This window comes from Rouxiella aceris (genome assembly GCF_012933545.1).
Classification (GTDB): Bacteria; Pseudomonadota; Gammaproteobacteria; order Enterobacterales; family Enterobacteriaceae; genus Rouxiella; species Rouxiella aceris.
In genome coordinates this window covers 206804-224191 of sequence record NZ_JAADJU010000010.1, presented here as the reverse complement: position 1 = coordinate 224191, position 17388 = coordinate 206804, and the positions used below count along the sequence as shown (strand labels likewise).

Genomic DNA, 17388 nt, shown 5'->3' with positions numbered 1-17388 from the left:
GGGTGGCAGTGTATGTAGGAATTACTTTATATGCGGTTTGGGACCTCTTTTTTTAAACGCCAATAAGAAAAGGAAATTTAATGCGTGCATTCATTTGCCTCGGTGATAAAACGGACCATGGAGGGGAGGTGGTTACCGCTTCTGGACCGCAAGTCTACGGTAAAAAAGTGGCTTTGGTCGGTGACAAGGTGAAGTGTCCCAAGAGAGATCACGGTGTGAATGCTATTTTGCCAGGACAAACCCGTATTCAAATAAATGGCAAATTGGCGGCACTGGATGGATTTAACTCTGAGTGTGGTTGCACGCTTATTGCCAGCCTGCAAAATGCTGGTGAGGGTTAGCAATGAACTGGTCGATCCCCACTTTATTTATGGCTACTTATCCTTCCCGGCCACGCTGGTTGTGGTGGGGAGTCGCGTTACTGATAATGCTAGTTGGCGGTTTTTTCCTTGCCATTAGCTTGCTGCCAGATGACGAGTTGCAAGACAGAACACATCTGTTACTGGTGGCTGTTGCCGGCCCATTCCTGCTCTGGACTCTGGCCATTGGGGGGCGTCTAATGGCATATGACGTAATGGTAACCAGAATTGATGCACGTAATGAAACCGTGCTGGTACGGCAGCAACAATGGCATAACTGGGCGTGCCAATCGCTGGAATTACTGGCGTGGGGACGACAGACTGGGTTAGGTGAGTCTGAATTAGCCCAGATAGTGGGGGATAAACCACCTGTTAATTCTGGCAATTGCCTGCCTCTGCCTACCCTTAATGGTATAAGTGAATGGCAAGGTCGCGCTCAGCTTATCAACTCTCTCCTTCAGCCTGTTAGCCAATACTGGCAGACTCATTCACTCTCGGCATCGCTAACCTTGTTATGGCAGGTTTCGGCGGAGTCTCAAAATGCAGCTGACTGGCAAACTTTAATCACCCGCGCTGCGGAAACACTCTCTTTGCCGCTTAATAGCATTGAGTCTTTTCCCCATACTGATTTTAGTGAATGGCTATCTGCTGCCTGGACTTCACCTTTTGCCGGGGTGCAATGTCTGATTTTTATCGATACCGCAGACAATCCTGGTTCCAGCGAAGAAGCCGTTTCTTTATTACTTGCACCCGCTGATTTATGTAAGCAATGGAAATTGACTTCGAAAGCCAGTTTGTTACGACCACTACTGACTCCGGCAGCAACGTTATCGCAGGCGCTAAAATTACAGTGTGAACAACAAATATCCGCGGAAAAACTTACCACCGGTTGGTATTGCCGCCTGACAGAAGTGCAGGCTGAAAAAGTTCCATTGGCTTGTATTGAGCAGGAGACAGGTTTTACCAGCGGACAGCTTTACGCTACAGATAGTGTGCTGGGTTTGCCCGGACTTTCCCGACATGCCGTTATGATAACCCTGGCTGCAGAATGTCGCGGTGATCATTTACTGTTCACTCGGCATCAAGAGCAGTTCCTGTTACAACAGCTAAGTTGTAAATCAGAAGGAACAACCTGATGGGTATTCTTGTTGCTTTGTTCTCTGCCTGCCTGTTGTATTTTTTCGCCGGGTATTTATTGCCTCAGTCGTTGATAAATGAGATCGGCAAGCCTTCAGAACTGCTTTGCATGGTGGCTTTCGTACTTATACTGGTTATTTACTTCTGCTTACAAAGGTGGCAATACAGGCGTGCACCGGGGCTTTTGGATAAAGAAGGTATTCTCGCACCACCCTATATCAATACTGGCGATCTGCCGAAACCTGAACCCACCATCAATTTACCCGCTATACAACAAACACTAATGCAGCATTCCCGCTGGCGCTGGAAGCGCGCTATGCCCTGGTTGCTGGTGACCGGTGATGCCGCAGATATTGAACAGGTCGCGCCGGGACTGACTACGCAAGGTTGGCAACTGGTGGGGTCTGCTCTGTTATTAGCGGGGGGGAATGCCGTACACGGTGGTCATTTGCCGGACCTGTTGGCGCTCCGGCAGTTTCGTCGCCGTCGCCCCGTGGATGCGCTAATCCTGGTGGGACGGGGATCTTACTGGCTGCAGAATGATTATATCGATTCCCTGCGTCGTGGAGTGCAGCAGTTGCAGCGCAGCCTGAAGTGGTGCGCCCCCTGTTATTTGCTGGATATCAGTGAAGAGGGCGAGAAACCACAACTTAGCCCCGAGCATCTGGCGCTGGTGCTATCCGGCCAACCCTTTACGCCACAAACATTGACTGCCGCCCTGCAACAGTTGCGCGCAGAATTAACCCACCAGGCGATGCCGCAGGTGCTGGCCAACCCTCGGCATGATTTCCTGTTACGCCTGTCTGCCATGCTTATGCGCGGGGGCCGGACGGCGCTGACAGCAGCGGTGACGCCGCTGCTCACCGGCGGATTAAGCCTGCCGCTGCTCACCGGCGGATTAAGCCTGCCGCTGCACGGCCTGGTGTTTACCCCTCGGCAAGCGGGCGGTTTAACCTATGCCCCGCAGCAGTTCAGTGCCACGCCACTATGGGAAAAACTGGCGGATCATGCACACTCTCAGCCAGGTAAAGCCCGTGGCTTAACCATGGCGATGGCACTACGTGCCGGGCTAATGGCGCTTATGTTGTTCTGGTCGGTAGGTTCGTTGTATGCCTGGTTTGCCAACGTCCGCCTGTTGTCACACACTCAAACGGCCAGGCAACTGGCTCAACAGACGACCGGGAAGGATTTACTCCCTACGCTGCAGCAACAACTAATCGCTCTGCTGTATCAGCAACAGCAGGGTACGCCCTGGTATCATCGCTTTGGTATGGATATAACGCACTTGCTGCTCCCTGGCGTGCAGGCGACTTATGGGCAGGTGAACCAGGCTGAAATAGTGCTTCCGGCGCAACGTGCGCTGACTGCTCGCTTACAGGCTCTGACACAACCCAATGCTGCCATTGATAGCCGGCAAGGCTATAACCTGTTGAAAGCCTATCTGATGCTGGTGGTACCAGAGCGTACCAGGGGCACTGAGGCACAAACTTTTCTTAGCCAACAGCTGCAGCCACTGTTGCCGGGCGTTTCCGCGTCGGCCATTACCTTCTTTACCCGCGAGCTGGGATCTCACTCTGAATGGCGCATTGTCGCCGACAAGTCACTGGTAATCCAGGTGCGTCGCGCATTATTGCAGCAGATAAGCGGCCCGAATGCAGAGGAGCAGCTTTATCAGTCCCTGCTGGCTCGCGCCGACCGAAGCTATGGCAGCCTGTCGCTGGTTCAGTTACTTGATGGTCGTGATGCCGAGGGTGCGTTCCGTCTTGACGCCAGGATCCCTGCGCGTTTTACCCGTCAGGCGTATGACGGCGATATTCGTGCCCACATTGCGGCGCTGGTGGCGGAACGTCAGGAGCAGACCAGTTGGGTGCTGGCTGATGGCGACGAGCCGCTGGCTGGACCCCTCTCACCACAGGCGATGGGGGCACGGCTGACGGCGAGGTATTTGGCGGATTTTGGCCAGGCGTGGCAGAAGACGCTGAACCAAATACAGCCCATTCCTACCCAAGACCCTCTGCAACAATTACAGCTAATGGCCGATACCTACCGCTCCCCGCAGGCGGCGCTGATTAAACAACTGGCCTGGCAGGCTCTGGTCGCCAGCCCCAATGAATCTCTGCGTGAACTGAACCCGACACTGGTGCCTTTTTTTAATGGCATTGTCAGCCTGGTTTATGCCAGCGATAACAGCGATCTGTCGCTGTCCAGCTTGCAGATGCAGGTCAGAAGCTTGCGTGATCGGATACATGGTCTGTCATCCGTTAGTGGCGGTATCGCCGCATTATCTCAGTCCGTATTGCAGGGAACACAGATCGACAACCATATTACACAGTTGCCGCAGCGACTGACCTCTCAGTTGGGTCGCGGCTGGCAACCTATGACGCAGGCACTGTTTATTGCCCCCATCAGCCAGACCTGGCAAGGGATGATGCAACCCGCGATGGCCGGGATAAATAGTGCCTGGCAGCGGGAGATTGTTCAGCCGTGGCAGCAGGCATTTGCCAACAAGTTTCCGTTTACCAATAGCCGACAGGAAGCGTCATTTCCTGGCCTTGGTGATTTTATTGCCCCGGATACCGGCAAGATCCCGCGATTTATCTCGTCATATCTGCAGGGTGTGGTGACCTATCACAATGGCAGTTGGCAGGCTGTCGACCCACTGCCGCCGGGACTGGCAGTCAGTCCGCAGTTTTTACAGCAGCTTAATCATCTTGATCGCCTGGGGAGTACATTATTTGGTCGTTACTGGGGCCTGCGTTTTCAGTTGCAGCCCGAAACGGCAAAAGACGTTGTGCAGACTGAGCTGATTATTGACGGCCAACAACTGATCTACTTCAACCAGCAGCCCTTCTGGCAGGAAATTCAATGGCCTGCAGACACCTCTTACCACAACGCGACACTGATGTGGAGCAGCGTGCGGGCCAGCACCCGCACCTATTTAGATGCGCCAGGTACCTGGGGGTTTTATCGATTACTGGCGCAGGCAAAAATCACCCCGCTCGACGGCACACATTACCAACTCACCTGGATAGCTTCTGACGGTCTGCCCCTTAAATACCGACTGGCCTTCACTCCCGGTAATGACCCGGTAAGTGTGTTGAGTTTGCAGGGTTTTGTACTGCCATCTTTAATATTCGGTAAGCAAAGGAGCAGGCAATGACCGACGACGTTTTTATGCGTTATTTCGATGGTGAGATGCGTTATCTCAAAGAAGCCGGTAGCGAATTTGCCAGTCAATTCCAGGATATTGCCCGTGAACTTGGCCTCGACAGCAGTGCGGGACCGCGAGATGGATCCGTGGAGCGGCTGTTTCAGGGCTTTGCCTTTCTAATGGCGCGTATTCGCCAGAAAATTGATGACGATATTCCTGAGCTAACCGAACCGCTACTGGCCCATCTATTACCGATTGTGAACCGTACACTGCCATCCACTGCCGTTGTGGAAATGACCCCTGGCAATGCCAACCATCATACTCGCGATCAACGACTGGAAGCGGGCAGTGAAATTCTGACTACGCCGATTATCACCACGCAAGAGGGCCGGGGCGAGCGTTGCCCCTATCGCACTACGCGACCGCTGGTGATCCATCCCTTTACTCTGGACAATATTACCCATTTTACCCGCCGGCAGGGTCAGCATGCACTGCGGCTGCGTTTTGTTATTTCCCCCCTGGCCGATCGCCAGCAGATTGACTGGCAAAATCTGCCGCTGTTTATCAATGGTGATCGGGTTTTGCAGTCAGCCCTCTATCTGGCGCTAAGTCGCCAGGTGCACTCTATCTGGGTTCGCTATCAAGGTGATACTGAGCAGTATCCATTCAGTGGCAATATCAGCCCACAGTGGCACGCAACGGAAGCCTCAATCTGGCCGCACAGTGACAGTCCGCTAATGTGCGGTGAGGTGCGTCCGTGGCTGGAGTATTTCACCGGCCCGGCGCGTTATTTCTTTATCAATCTGCAGGGGTTGGAAACCCTGCACCTGGCAGCAGATTGTTATGGGTTTGAACTTGAAGTGGTACTGGACAAGCCACTGCCCCCTAACCTGGCTATACCCCCGGACGCGCTGCGTATGCACTGTGTGCCGCTAATTAACCTGTTTCACCATTTGGGGGAGCCGCTGAGTATTGATCCCGCCGTGCTTGACTACCGGCTGCGGCCGCATCGTTTACATGATGGCCATACGGAAATCTATTCGGTCGATAGTGTCAGTCAGAAGCTGGATAACCACCAGACGTACCAATATGTGCCCTACAGCCAGTTTCGGGGTAAAGGCGGGATGCTGAAATACCAGAATCAGTGGCCGGAACGTTTTTACCACACGCGCATGTGGCGCGGGCCGTCGGGATTGAACGAAACGCTGCTGATGCTCGGTGGCCGCAGCCATGAAAAGCAGCGGCAGATACAAGAAGAGGCGCGCCTGCGGTTGAATATGACCTGCACCAACGGTGCCTACCCACGAATGGCGCTGCAACAGGCAATATTTGATCAGCAGGTCGCCACCGGCAATTTGCTATTACAGGTGACAACGCGCGGCAGGGCGGAGTTACCGGCTTATCCTCCCAACACACCCCGCTACCAATGGCAGGTGATGTCGTTGTTGCATCCGCAAGCGCTGGATAATTTGCTGTCCCCGGCGGTGCTGAAAAAGGCACTCGCTTTGTTTGAATGGAGCCACACCGCCGAAAACCAGCGGCGTATTGCCGGCATAAGCGATCTGCAGGCGCAGGAAACGCAACGGGTGATCAACGGTCAGTATTGCCATGGCGTCAATATTCATATCACCCTCGATGAAAACTGCTATAGCGGGCCGGGGGATGCGCTGTTGTTCAGCGAAATTCTGGAGCAATTTTTTACCCAGTACGCCGACATTCGTTGTTTTACGCAATTTAATGTCACGCTAATGCCCTCTGCGACGCCACTGGCATGGCCGGAACGTCACCCGCAAAGGATACTGATGTAATGGATAAGCAAGCTGAAAATAAACTGTCATTCTGGCGTGATGCTCAGGGGGGCGATCAGACGCCAATGTTTAACTTTTATCGTTTCTGTCAATTAATTGAGCACTTCTCCGCTGGCGGCAAGGCACCTGGCAGCAGTTTCTCGCTAAGAGACGACGCTGTGCGCTTTCGCCCGCATCCGGGAATGGGGTTTCCGGTCAGCGAACTAAAATGTACGCAAGAGAATGCGCCACATCCCCCGACGGTAAGAACCACTTTCCTGGGACTGTACGGCACCGATTCTCCTTTGCCGACCAGCTATATTGACGATATTGCCCAGCATCGCGAAGGGCATGAGCATCTGGAAGCCTTTCTGGATATTTTTAATCACCGCATCATGACCCAGTACTATCGCATCTGGCGCAAATACTCCTATCCGGCCACCTTTAAAGCTGGCGGTACAGACAGTATTTCGCAAAACCTGATGGCGCTGACCGGTATTACTGCTTTCCCAGGGCTGCCAGCCTCTCGTTTGCTGGCGCTGTTGCAGCCACTGGTACGCACCACGCGCACCGCCGAAGGCATTGCCGGTGTGATACGTATCCAGGCACCGGCCACCAGAGTGACCGTGGAGCCTCATCTGCCGGTGTCTATCCCGGTGCGTGAAGCTGCGAGACTTTCAGCCAATACCCGAGTTACGCTCGGCGATCGTCCGATAATAGGACAGATGACTGGCATTAATCATCGCTGCATCGGTGTAACGCTGTACACGGAGGATGCACAAGAGGCCAAAGGCTGGTTACCGGGCGGTCAGCTGCGGGAAGATGTATTTGCGTTGTTACGAGTCTATCTGGGCAATAAATACGATGCCAGGCTGCAACTTACCCTGCCGATCGATCTTGTTCCCTTGCCGAAGATCGACAATAAAAGCGTACAACTGGGCTACAACGTTATTCTTGGACTGCGGGCAGATAACCGGCAGAAAATACCGCCAATTATCACCATTAATATTGGCAGGCTTAAAAGGGAGATCGACTAACGGTAGCTAAACAGGCAGGGAAATATTCTGCCGCAAAGCGTTGTGACTAAGCGAATAATGGAACTGTTTCTATTAAAATGTGACATAAGATAATGATAAATATAAATTTATAATAATTTATTATTAATGACACAGCAAATGTCGCTGGAGGATTATGTCTTTAATTTCTCGCCAATCTGAAAATCGCCCCTCATTTTTAAATGTTTCGCCAGGCAATAATGAGCCGCAGGTAAACAGCCCGCAATCACCTTCTGCTTCCTTGACGTCAGCATCTCAGCCGCTGCAGCACCGCCACGCCGACACCCGGCAGGATACTGTCACCCCTCACACCCTAACCCGTCAGGCCGATGGCCGTTTACATCTTGAGCATATCGATAATATCGTGCTGTCTGCATATGCCCTGCAGTCCGGGGAAAGGGAGTCGCGTGGGGTGCAGGATCGGCCGCTGGACAATAACCAGCGAGAGTCGGTGTTTAACGTTTCCAGTAAGAAGACCGATCCGGTGACCGGCCATCGGGTTGAGGCATCGCGGCGTTACCTGGTGCAGTGGCGCGAGTTTCCCATCCAGCAAACCTGGGAAAAGGCCTTAACGCAACCGGGATATCCGCCGCTGAAAGTCGTGGCTAACCCGCTGGACGGCGGCTGGACGGTAGAGCCTAACGATTTTCTGCGTACCATGGCGCAAAGCATCTACTTTTATCGCGCTGGGCCGGAGGCACCGCCTGTCGATAAAGAGACCGGCTTGCGTCGGAGAGATCAGTTGATTTGGGTGGATATCGATGGTCAGCTGTTTCCGGTTGCCGAACAGAAGAAAACAGTCCTGGTTCCGTTATCACCCAGTCTCGGCAGTTTTGCGCCGACCATTATTCCCCGGCAATCACCGGTAACCCGGGAGGTAACTGAATACTTTATTAAAACGCCGGCAGATAAACTTATCGCCGACTGGCCGCCATTGCCTGTCGTCAGGGACAAGGCTACCGGTAAATGGACACCGCGGCTGACCCCTACCCATATTAATAGTCTGCTCGGTTTGCTGGGCGACGCCGGGTTATATGGCATTGCCAAACATGCCATCACCGTTCAGCTCGGTCTCGCGCCGGGTTATACGCACCTGCAGGTGGGCAAAAATCACCTGCGGGTGGCCAATAATATTAGTGTCGATCTACCTGGTGTCACCCTGCCGGCGGTCGTTCATCATCGCGGACGACTGCCGCCGGTCCCACTGGCGTGGGATCCGCTACATAAAAGATATTATATCCTTTCAGACCCACAGGCTTTTACCCCGCCAACCTTTACTGAACGCGAGACTTGGGGAATACGCTTAATGGTGCTCGGTATTATGATGCGCGATCCGATCAACAGTTCCGTTGACCTGATCAAGGCCGCCGTGGGGGATGCGGCATCCCAGGAGAGGCTGGCACAACTGATCAACAGCGGGGTCTATAGCGGGGATAACAGCACCGGCGGAAAATTTGCCAAAATGGCTGATAGTGTCTTGAGCATGACTTTTTTTGCCCGCTCACCGAAAGCGACGGCGAATATGGATCTTATCAGCTGGATAGCCACTGCCATTGGCAAAGCTTTGCTAAAGCAGGAGTTTACCGTCGATGAAATACTGAGTGCCTATCAGTCACTGCTAAATTTGCGTTATAACGCGGAGATACCGCTACAGGGGCAAGGACAGGTAACAGCAGGCAAACAGCCGATCCCCGGCCTGCACTGGCTGGAGTCAAAAGTGGTGGCAGCACCGGCGCTGCAACAGGATCGGCGCTACAGTAATTTGTGGCGACATCCAGAGGGTAAAATCTACCTGAAAGAGCCCGAACAACAGTTACAGTATCTGCCGTTAATTGAAGAAAACAGCCAGACCTTTAGCGAGCTGCGTCCGGTTGATAAAGGTGACGGCCGACACTTCACCGCTGGCAGTGACGGACAGTTACGAGAAATGACACCCGCAGAACTACAGGCCTACCGGGCAGAACAGCCTACGGCGCAAGAGTTATCGCAGCGGAATTTTCAGGTAATTACCTTTACCCATCGTGACGGCAGTCTTGGTCGAGGCTACGTAGCCGCAGGCAATCACCCCATCAAAGAGGTATATCTGTTTGATGCCACGACGCGAAGTTTTCGGCCCAGCGGGAAATCAGTGGCTGCTGACGGGCGGGTTATTGGCCTGGCGGGAGGCGGTAAGACAGTGGCTGCCGGGAATGTAAAATCCGAAGAAAAAGGGGTAAAAAACCTGCTGAATATTTCTTCCGAGGTGAATATCAATTATATATTAACCCATGAAACGCAAGGAGAAATGGTGCCATTGAGTGATATGCCGGGACTCTATCTGGAGTCTCGCCGCAGCAGTGATGGGCAGATAATGAAACGTTATTTGCTGAAATGGGATCAAAATAGTGCCGGAGAAACAGTCTGGTTAAATTTGATACCAACGGCAACCAACGGGGTATATCGCTCTTTGCCTTTGTCTGTGCGGTCGCCAATGGAAGAACAGGCGGTAGCCGCTTCGCTTGAAACCTGGCCTCATATCTTGATCAGTCATGATGTTAAAAGCGGTAGATGGACTACCCATACCCTCAATTCAGACACTTTTATGACCTTGGATCCGTCGCGGTTTAAGGTGATCCTCCCGGCACCCGATCGTCATCGGGCACTAAAAAATAACGAGTACCTACTTTCTGGGATGTTTAGCGATAAACAGGGAAGGGTCAATAACGGACGTGATCTGGTCTGGGCCGAGGCAGGCAAACGCAACGGCGAAAAGGTCTATGTAGAGCTGGAAAGAGATGGTGCCGATAACCGCGTTTTTTGGCTGAAAACCGCCGAGGGTTACAACAAATACCGCTATAGCGCGGCGACAGGACGATTAGAGAACTGCCAACAGTCAGCTAAACCCAGAGCCAAAGGTTATCCCGCACAGCTCGATTTCCAGCAGCAAGGCCAGGCAGAGGTTTATTTTAATGACGGCAGTGTAGTAAAGATTGACGTCAGTGCAGATAAAACATTAACCGAAAATTTGCTGCAGCACTTTGATGCCATTGATGATGGTATCTATTTTGATCGTAAAAAATTCACCCCCGGCAAGCGGAATCTGTTTTCGATTAATAAAATAAATCTGCAGGAAGAGGGGGAAAGCAAAACGGTTTATTTCCCCAAAGAGAAGTACGGCAAATTTGATTACAATTCTATCTTATATGATTCAGTACCCATTAATTTTGACGAAAAAAGCACCATTCTGCTGACGCCGGATAAATTCAATGCCGAAGGCGTCGGTGTCACGCATAATATGCATGTTATGCGACAGGGAACCATGGACTCTTGCGGTCACACCAGTGGTGCCATGTTACTCCGGGATTTTAAGGTGTCGAAAGGCATCAGTGACAATGAAATCAAACATTTTATATTTCGCAGTGAAAATGTAAAACGATCAATGAGTTCAAAAATTCTTTCTGAAGAGTTAAGTGAAAGCGGTTTAACGAACAACTACCATATGATCAGCGGCTCACCTTATCAATATCTGCGAGAGCGTTTAAAATCGCCCTCCTGGAATGGCATCGTCAATATTAATGGCCATTTTGCGGTTATCACCTCGGCCGGAGAAGGTCATTACTACCTACGGGATCCCTATCAGGGTATATTATCGTTGGAAAAAGTCGAACGACTAAATGAATATATATTGGGTGATGATATTATTGAGGTTATATAATAAAGCTCTATTGCACCGCTCACGGTTGTGCGGTAGGGGGGCTTTGTCGACAGTTTTACGATCAATAAGTCAGGAACGCCATGTTTTCAATTGATGAAGTTTTTGTACGTCTGGCGGGTTCGCCTTTTCGCCAGCGTTTTCATTTAGGTCATGATGAGTATCTCTATTGTCAAAACCGCAGTAGCGAAGTGGTCAGTCAGCATGCTGTGGATTTTATCGCCCGGCGTCTTGCGCCAGCGGAGCCGGAAAATGACGGTAAACAAACACCAATGCGTGGCCATCCGGTGTTTATTGCCCAACATGCTACCGCAACCTGTTGTCGCGGCTGTCTGGAGAAATGGCATGGCATTGCTCAACATATACCGATCTCCCAGGAACAGCAGGAGTATATTGTGGCGGTGATACTACAGTGGATTAATCAGGAAATGCAGCGCTCGCTGCCACCGGTATCACGGCGAGCGACCAAAAAGAAAGCCGATGGTCGTCAACAGCTAGACTTATTTTAACCCCCTTAAGTTGTGTTAATTTATTGTAATTTAATGCGGTGGTATTTGTTAAGGCGAGGGTGTTTAATAAGATTTGTCCGAATGTAAATAAATGAGAATCAAGGGTTGTTTAAATTAATTAACTAAATGATAATTAGGCGTTTTCTGTTATCTTCGTTCGCCGAGTTAATCACCCCATATTTTATGGTTATACCTGGTGTCAGCGCTAATAACGCACAGTCTTGCTCCAAAAGAATGCCAGGATATTTTAAATTTTACGTTAATAATGCGTAAATTACGCTCAAAAAGCAGGCGTATTAATTAACTTGCTGCTAAATATTCAAACCAATCCAGTGACAGTGGGAGGATAAAATGGCAGATAAAGAAGCACTCACAATTTTACTCAATGCATCCCGCGGACGGCTTGATTCCAACGATACTTACCGTGGCAAAAAAATTGGATCGCTTATCGAGATTGCAATAGATGAGATACAGTTTTTACAGGTGGAAGTAAAAAGACTTAACTACCTGATTAAATATGGAAAAACGGATAGAAAAAAAATCCCCAGACTGGGGTGATCCCCGCAGTGTTATCTCTTAAAGAATCTCTCTCCCATGCCGATAATTACAGTAACAGCAGGTATGGGAGATTATTAACCGCCTCCCTTCGTTATACTTTTTTAGCTGTAAGCTGCGATTTTTTTCAGATTGTGGCCGTCTTCGCAAAAAAAAGTCAATTCCTGCTCTATTCTAGGATTATTCCTAGTGACAATTTCTGAGTGATTTTTTTCAAAAAGTTAACGTATTCAGGCAACATTCTCATACACAAATGGAGCAGAAAAATGAGCCAAGTCATGTTTGAGCAAGCACCATTACCTTTGTTCCGGCGTTTTACACCGGGTGATAATGTAACACTGAAAACTTTTCCTGTTGGTAATCCGCCAGTTAGTTATCGCCTTGAAGCAAAAATTATCGATATGGGCGATGATAACTTTGAAGCAGAGATCATCAGGGTACTGCCTTTGGGCCGTGAAAATTTTACCCAGCAGCACTTTCATCCTGGCGGTCACGTCGAGTTTCAGAAAGGAAATATTTTAGGAAACGCACCTTAAGAATATATTAAGGTTTTAACTTCCGTTAGATTACAGGGCTGCTATGCACTGGGCTAAGCCTTCGCTTCCCTGCGTGGTCAGGAATCAGATATCGCCGATTCAAGCGTCATAAGTGCTCTGTCATGGTTTAGCTCAGTGAAACTTTATGTCGTGTTATCGGCGACAGGATTTTTCTTTGTAAACTCGCGGAGACTTAATCGTGCGGAAGTTAACTATGCTTGCTGTGGCCCTGGTGTTGGCGGCATGCTCAAGTGGCCCTTATGCGCCAAGCCAGCAGATCCTTCAGGCGTATACCGTCAATAAGCCTGGTACCACCAAAATTCGTGTCCATCGTCTGCCGCAGCTTTCCGGCTCTCTTTTGGATGAAAGTTGTCCGTTGATTGTTTATATCGACAATAAAGAAGCTGCTGGATTGCAGAAAAACCAATATGCCGATCTGTATGTGCCTAACGGCATACACAGTCTTAAAGTGAAGTTCTCCTGTGCTATCACACCGATGGACAAAGCCTTGACCATCAATCTGGAGGGGACTGCGCAAAGTTATGAAACGGCGTTGAATACCACCGAGCGCTACAGTCTGACCAGAGTGAAGTAATCTATGTCCCTGATGATGCAAGAAGAACGTCTGATCCTGGTTGATGAACAGGATAATAAAGTCGGTATTGGCGAAAAAATGCAGGTTCACCGGCAGGGGGCGCTGCATCGCGCTTTCTCGATCTTTATTTTTGACCGTCAGGGACGTCTGATGCTACAGCAGCGTGCTGCTGAAAAGTATCATTCCGGCAGCTTATGGACCAACTCATGCTGTGGCCATCCGCGGCCAGAAGAGAGCAATCTTGCTGCCGCTACCCGCAGGCTGCATGAAGAGATGGGCTTTAACTGCCCGCTGACTGAAGTGGATCAAATCCTCTATCGGGTCGATGTGTCCAACAGCCTGGTGGAGAATGAGTTTAATCACACCTTTGTTGGCGTATTTGATCAGCCACCGGCCATTAACCCCGATGAAGCGGAAGGATGGCAGTGGATGACGGTGCCAGCGATTTTTGCCGCCATTGAGCAGCAACCGGCACAGTTTACCGAGTGGTTCAAAGTGATCCTCGGCCATTTTGGCCAAGGGGTTATTCAGCAGTGGGCCGATGGCTTGCGCTAAGGGAGATTAAGGTTTTTCCTTCCTGTGCGGCCTCTGTTCTGACCACATTATGCAGTTTGCCCTCGCGAAAATGCAGGGCAACGCCATCTTCTGCCGCATAGGCAGGGAAGATATTTTGTTCTGCCAACAGCGCAGTGAATGACGCTTCCCGTCCTGGCTCTGAGCCAAAATGCGGGCACATCACCCCGGTAAGCAATCCCAGCCCAGGGATCAGCGAAAATCCGCCGTCCGAGTCAGAATGTCCCAGGTCAAACCAGCAAATGGCCCCTGCACTGACGCCGCAAAGCACGGTGCCGTGGCGCAGCGCCGTTTTAAGCAATTTATCGACAGAAAATTCACGCCATACGGCCAACATCGCCCGGGTGTTCCCTCCGGCGACAAATATAATATTGGCCTGTGAGATTAGCGCTTCACACTGCTTTGCCGTTGAGTAGGGCGGATGAAAAAATGCCAGGCTATCGACCTGATAACCGGCGCTGCGAAATTTATGGGTAAACTGTTGCATCCGCTCCGGGCTGTCGCCGTTGGCGGTGGGCAGAAAAAGTATCTTTGGGGCGTCGCTGGCACTGAGCGACAAGATATAACGGTCGATGGCCGTCAAGGTCTGCCTGTCAGCCTCGGTCTCGCCGCCGATGGCGACAATGTTGGCCTGTATTGCAACAACGCTTTCAGTACTGGCTTCCATTTTTGACCTCTTTGTGAAAAAAACACCCATCCTTCACTATAATCGAAAAGTCACCTTATCACGTTTATCCGCGGAGCACCGGTTATGCGTTACATCCTCTCGGCGTTGATTTTACTGGTGGCTATCTTGGCGATTTCCCCGTGGTTACAGCGTCAGCTTCCTGCGCAATACAACCCCTTTATCCCGCTGGCGGTAACCGATCCCCCCAGTCTGATTACCCAATATAAGCTCAGAAGATTAAGCAAAAATGATACCGCCTGTCTGGCAGTGCTGGAGGCGGCGAAAAGCGCCGGGCTGATCAATTTTCATCGTCTGGGCAATATTACCGGTCAGTGTCCGTTAACTGCCGCCGTGCGTGTAGAAAACTTTGGTGCGGTTTCTCTGAGTTCGAGTTTTCTTGCCAGTTGTCCGCTGGCGGTCAGTAGCCTGATGTTTGTAACGCAGACTGCTGCGCCCGTAGCCCGGCAACAGCTAGGAAAAAAACTGCTGCGTATCGATCATCTTGGCAGCTATGCCTGTCGCAACGTTTATAACCGTGCGCAGGGCCGCTTGAGCGAACACGCCAGCGCCGATGCGCTGGATATCGCTGGTTTCACCATGACGGGGGGCGAGACTGTTACCGTGGCGGCAGGCTGGAGAAAAGCAGGCAAGGAAAGCGACTATTTACATCGGCTGTTCAGTGAAGGTTGCCCTTTTTTCGGCAATATCATTGGGCCGGACTACAATGCTGCCCATGCCAATCATTTCCATCTCGGTATGCATTGGTTCGGCTTTTGCCGCTAGGCGCAGCGGCAACCCGGAAAGAGGATCGGACGTCTATTATGTCCGCCCGATCGGTGCGTTAAGCGAGACTAAGCCTGGTCGACCAGGTAACGTTCCACCAGACGAGTCCAGTAGGCCACGCCAAAGGGCAGACTGGCATCATTAAAGTTATAGCCTGGATTATGCAATACCGCGCTATTGCCATTGCCCAGACGCAGGAAGCACCCCGGTTTGTGTTGCAGGAAATAGGCAAAGTCTTCGCTGCCGGAAATAGGTGCCAAATCGGCAACCACATTGTCGATCCCAAGCAGTTCCTGCGCCACCTGAGTGGCAAATGCCGTTTCATGTTGATGATTAACCAGCACCGGATAACCTGGCACATAGTCAATCTCGGCGCGAGCGCCATATCCTTCGGCATGGTGACTAACCAGGGTGCGAATGCGCTGCTCCAGGGTTTTGCGTACACCGTCATCAAACGAGCGAACACTCATCTCCAGACGCGCAGTATCGGGGATCACGTTAGCGGCATGGCCGGAATGCAGTGAGCCAATGGTGATAACGGCGGTTTCGTTGGGATCGATATTGCGTGAAATAATGGTTTGTAATGCGACAACCAGACTGCTGGCGACTAAAATCGGATCGACAGTCATATGCGGACGGGCGGCATGACCCCCTTTACCGTGGATAGTGATATTCACGGTATCGCAGGCGGCCATAAAGGGGCCAGGTCGAAACATCATTTTACCCACCGGATAGCCAGGATGGTTGTGCAGACCGTAAACTGCATCACAGGGGAAGCGATCGAACAGACCTTCCGCCAGCATGCGTTCTGCACCACTGTTAAAGCCAATCTCTTCTGCCGGCTGGAAGATTAAGTGCACGGTTCCGGAAAAATTGCGGCTGCGTGCCAACTGGGCGGCAGCGCCCAGCAACATGGCGGTATGGCCATCGTGGCCACAGGCGTGCATTTTACCGCTTTGCTGACTGGCATAGGCAACGCCGGTTTGTTCGTGGATCGGCAGGGCATCCATATCGGCACGAATGCCGATGCTGCGGGTGCCATTGCCAATTTTAAGAGAACCGACCACGCCATAACCGCCAATGCCGGTGGCCACCTCAAAACCCAGGTCGTGGAGTTTTTGAGCCACCAGTTCGGCCGTTTTGCTTTCTTCGTTGGAGAGTTCGGGATGTTGATGCAGGTGTTGGCGAATCTGACGCAGGCCCGCTTCCAGGTCGGCGACGTCGGCGATAGTGCAAAGGTTTTTGTTATTCATAGCAGATATTCTGTCTCTTCTTGGCGGGAGAGCCCGGTTGAAACCGAGTCATAACGTGATACAGAACACAGAATGCAGTGTCTGTCTGCCGTTGGCAATGCCTGAGAGAGAGCCGCAATGCAGGACGGATTATCGCCCTGCATCTGCCAGAAAATTAAGAAGAGAATTTTGCGAAACGGCCTGCAAAGCGCAGCCTGTTATGCGGCGTGATAAGTGATGGAGTGCTCAAGCGAGTCTGATGGTGAGTTAATCAGAACGTTCCACACGCCCTTGTAAGGGATACCGACATAGGCGGTTTTTTGGTCTTCAATACTCAAAATATCGGCAAAGCCAATGGTTGAGGTTTTTCTGGCTGCCGGGGTTTCACAGGTCAAAAGGATCTGACAAATTTCTGAGCAGCGAATAACAACAGTATCTCCACCAAAAAGGCTTAGACGAGCTCGAACACTGGGCATGACATTCTCCTTAAAGAATAAAAAACATGAAATGCGTGACGACCCGCCAAAGCGGGGGGAGGGCGCTTATCGACTTTTGTTTCGCAAAAAGTGCTGCGCTCTTTCCTTATAAAAGCACTGTCCGACTGCGCAGATAATGACCTTAATCAAAAGTTGAATGATCTAAACAAATATTATTGCGTCTGGGGTGCCTGCAGAAAATCGTGGGCAAAGAACGTAGAATAGGATCGCAGCGCGGAGTCGTAGCCATTTTCGGGCATAACTCCGTGTAAAATGTCCGTT

The 17388-nt window shown here is 51.2% G+C and carries 15 protein-coding genes; 12 read left to right on the top strand and 3 right to left on the bottom strand.

The window, feature by feature from the left end; all coding sequences use genetic code 11:
* Positions 1 to 80 precede the first annotated feature (80 nt).
* The 11 genes from GW590_RS18725 (at position 81) to idi (ending at position 13930) form a co-directional block, all read left to right on the top strand.
* Entirely contained in the window at positions 81 to 341 is a 261-nt protein-coding gene (locus GW590_RS18725) for a PAAR domain-containing protein (RefSeq protein WP_169404596.1), read from the top strand.
* A 2-nt stretch (positions 342 to 343) separates the two neighbouring features.
* Positions 344 to 1495, top strand: coding sequence for a hypothetical protein (locus GW590_RS18720; protein ID WP_169404595.1), 1152 nt, complete (start codon positions 344 to 346; stop codon positions 1493 to 1495).
* 185 nt (positions 1496 to 1680) lie between these two features.
* A complete protein-coding gene (locus GW590_RS18715; protein WP_169404594.1) occupies positions 1681 to 4656 on the top strand; it encodes an ImcF-related family protein in 2976 nt (991 codons plus the stop codon).
* Entirely contained in the window at positions 4653 to 6455 is a 1803-nt protein-coding gene (gene tssF / locus GW590_RS18710; protein WP_169404593.1) for a type VI secretion system baseplate subunit TssF, read from the top strand. The genes GW590_RS18715 and tssF overlap by 4 nt, the downstream gene beginning before the upstream one ends.
* The gene (gene tssG / locus GW590_RS18705; protein WP_169404592.1) at positions 6455 to 7471 is read left to right on the top strand and encodes a type VI secretion system baseplate subunit TssG; all 1017 of its coding nucleotides are present in this window, start codon (positions 6455 to 6457) and stop codon (positions 7469 to 7471) included. Before tssF ends, tssG begins: the two co-directional genes overlap by 1 nt.
* Positions 7472 to 7625: 154 nt before the next feature.
* On the top strand, positions 7626 to 11183 hold the full coding sequence (locus tag GW590_RS18700; protein ID WP_169404591.1) for a papain-like cysteine protease family protein: 3558 nt from the start codon (positions 7626 to 7628) through the stop codon (positions 11181 to 11183).
* An 80-nt stretch (positions 11184 to 11263) separates the two neighbouring features.
* The gene (locus GW590_RS18695) at positions 11264 to 11689 is read left to right on the top strand and encodes a DUF4186 domain-containing protein (RefSeq protein WP_169404590.1); all 426 of its coding nucleotides are present in this window, start codon (positions 11264 to 11266) and stop codon (positions 11687 to 11689) included.
* A 351-nt stretch (positions 11690 to 12040) separates the two neighbouring features.
* Positions 12041 to 12247 carry a hypothetical protein gene (locus GW590_RS18690; protein WP_169404589.1) on the top strand — a complete coding sequence of 69 codons (207 nt, stop codon included), beginning with the start codon at positions 12041 to 12043 and terminating at the stop codon, positions 12245 to 12247.
* 263 nt (positions 12248 to 12510) lie between these two features.
* Positions 12511 to 12780 (top strand): hypothetical protein, encoded by a 270-nt coding sequence (locus tag GW590_RS18685; RefSeq protein ID WP_169404588.1) that lies wholly within the window; start codon positions 12511 to 12513, stop codon positions 12778 to 12780.
* Between the two features lie 199 nt (positions 12781 to 12979).
* The gene (locus GW590_RS18680; protein WP_328803085.1) at positions 12980 to 13375 is read left to right on the top strand and encodes a hypothetical protein; all 396 of its coding nucleotides are present in this window, start codon (positions 12980 to 12982) and stop codon (positions 13373 to 13375) included.
* A gap of 3 nt (positions 13376 to 13378) precedes the next feature.
* Positions 13379 to 13930, top strand: a complete 552-nt coding sequence (gene idi, locus GW590_RS18675) for an isopentenyl-diphosphate Delta-isomerase (protein ID WP_169404586.1) — start codon at positions 13379 to 13381, stop codon at positions 13928 to 13930.
* On the opposite strand, the gene GW590_RS18670 is transcribed toward idi, so the two are convergent.
* Positions 13899 to 14615 carry a Type 1 glutamine amidotransferase-like domain-containing protein gene (locus GW590_RS18670; protein ID WP_169404585.1) on the bottom strand — a complete coding sequence of 239 codons (717 nt, stop codon included), beginning with the start codon at positions 14613 to 14615 and terminating at the stop codon, positions 13899 to 13901. The genes idi and GW590_RS18670 overlap by 32 nt on opposite strands.
* Positions 14616 to 14699: 84 nt before the next feature.
* Between GW590_RS18670 and GW590_RS18665 the strand changes: the two genes are divergently transcribed.
* Positions 14700 to 15398, top strand: a complete 699-nt coding sequence (locus GW590_RS18665; RefSeq protein ID WP_169404584.1) for an extensin-like domain-containing protein — start codon at positions 14700 to 14702, stop codon at positions 15396 to 15398.
* A gap of 68 nt (positions 15399 to 15466) precedes the next feature.
* Here the strand turns inward: GW590_RS18665 and GW590_RS18660 are convergent, their stop codons facing one another.
* Together GW590_RS18660 and GW590_RS18655 are read right to left on the bottom strand one after the other, a co-directional pair.
* The gene (locus GW590_RS18660) at positions 15467 to 16651 is read right to left on the bottom strand and encodes a M20 aminoacylase family protein (RefSeq protein ID WP_169404583.1); all 1185 of its coding nucleotides are present in this window, start codon (positions 16649 to 16651) and stop codon (positions 15467 to 15469) included.
* Positions 16652 to 16848: 197 nt separating this feature from the next.
* The gene (locus GW590_RS18655) at positions 16849 to 17106 is read right to left on the bottom strand and encodes a hypothetical protein (protein ID WP_169404582.1); all 258 of its coding nucleotides are present in this window, start codon (positions 17104 to 17106) and stop codon (positions 16849 to 16851) included.
* Positions 17107 to 17388 lie beyond the last annotated feature (282 nt).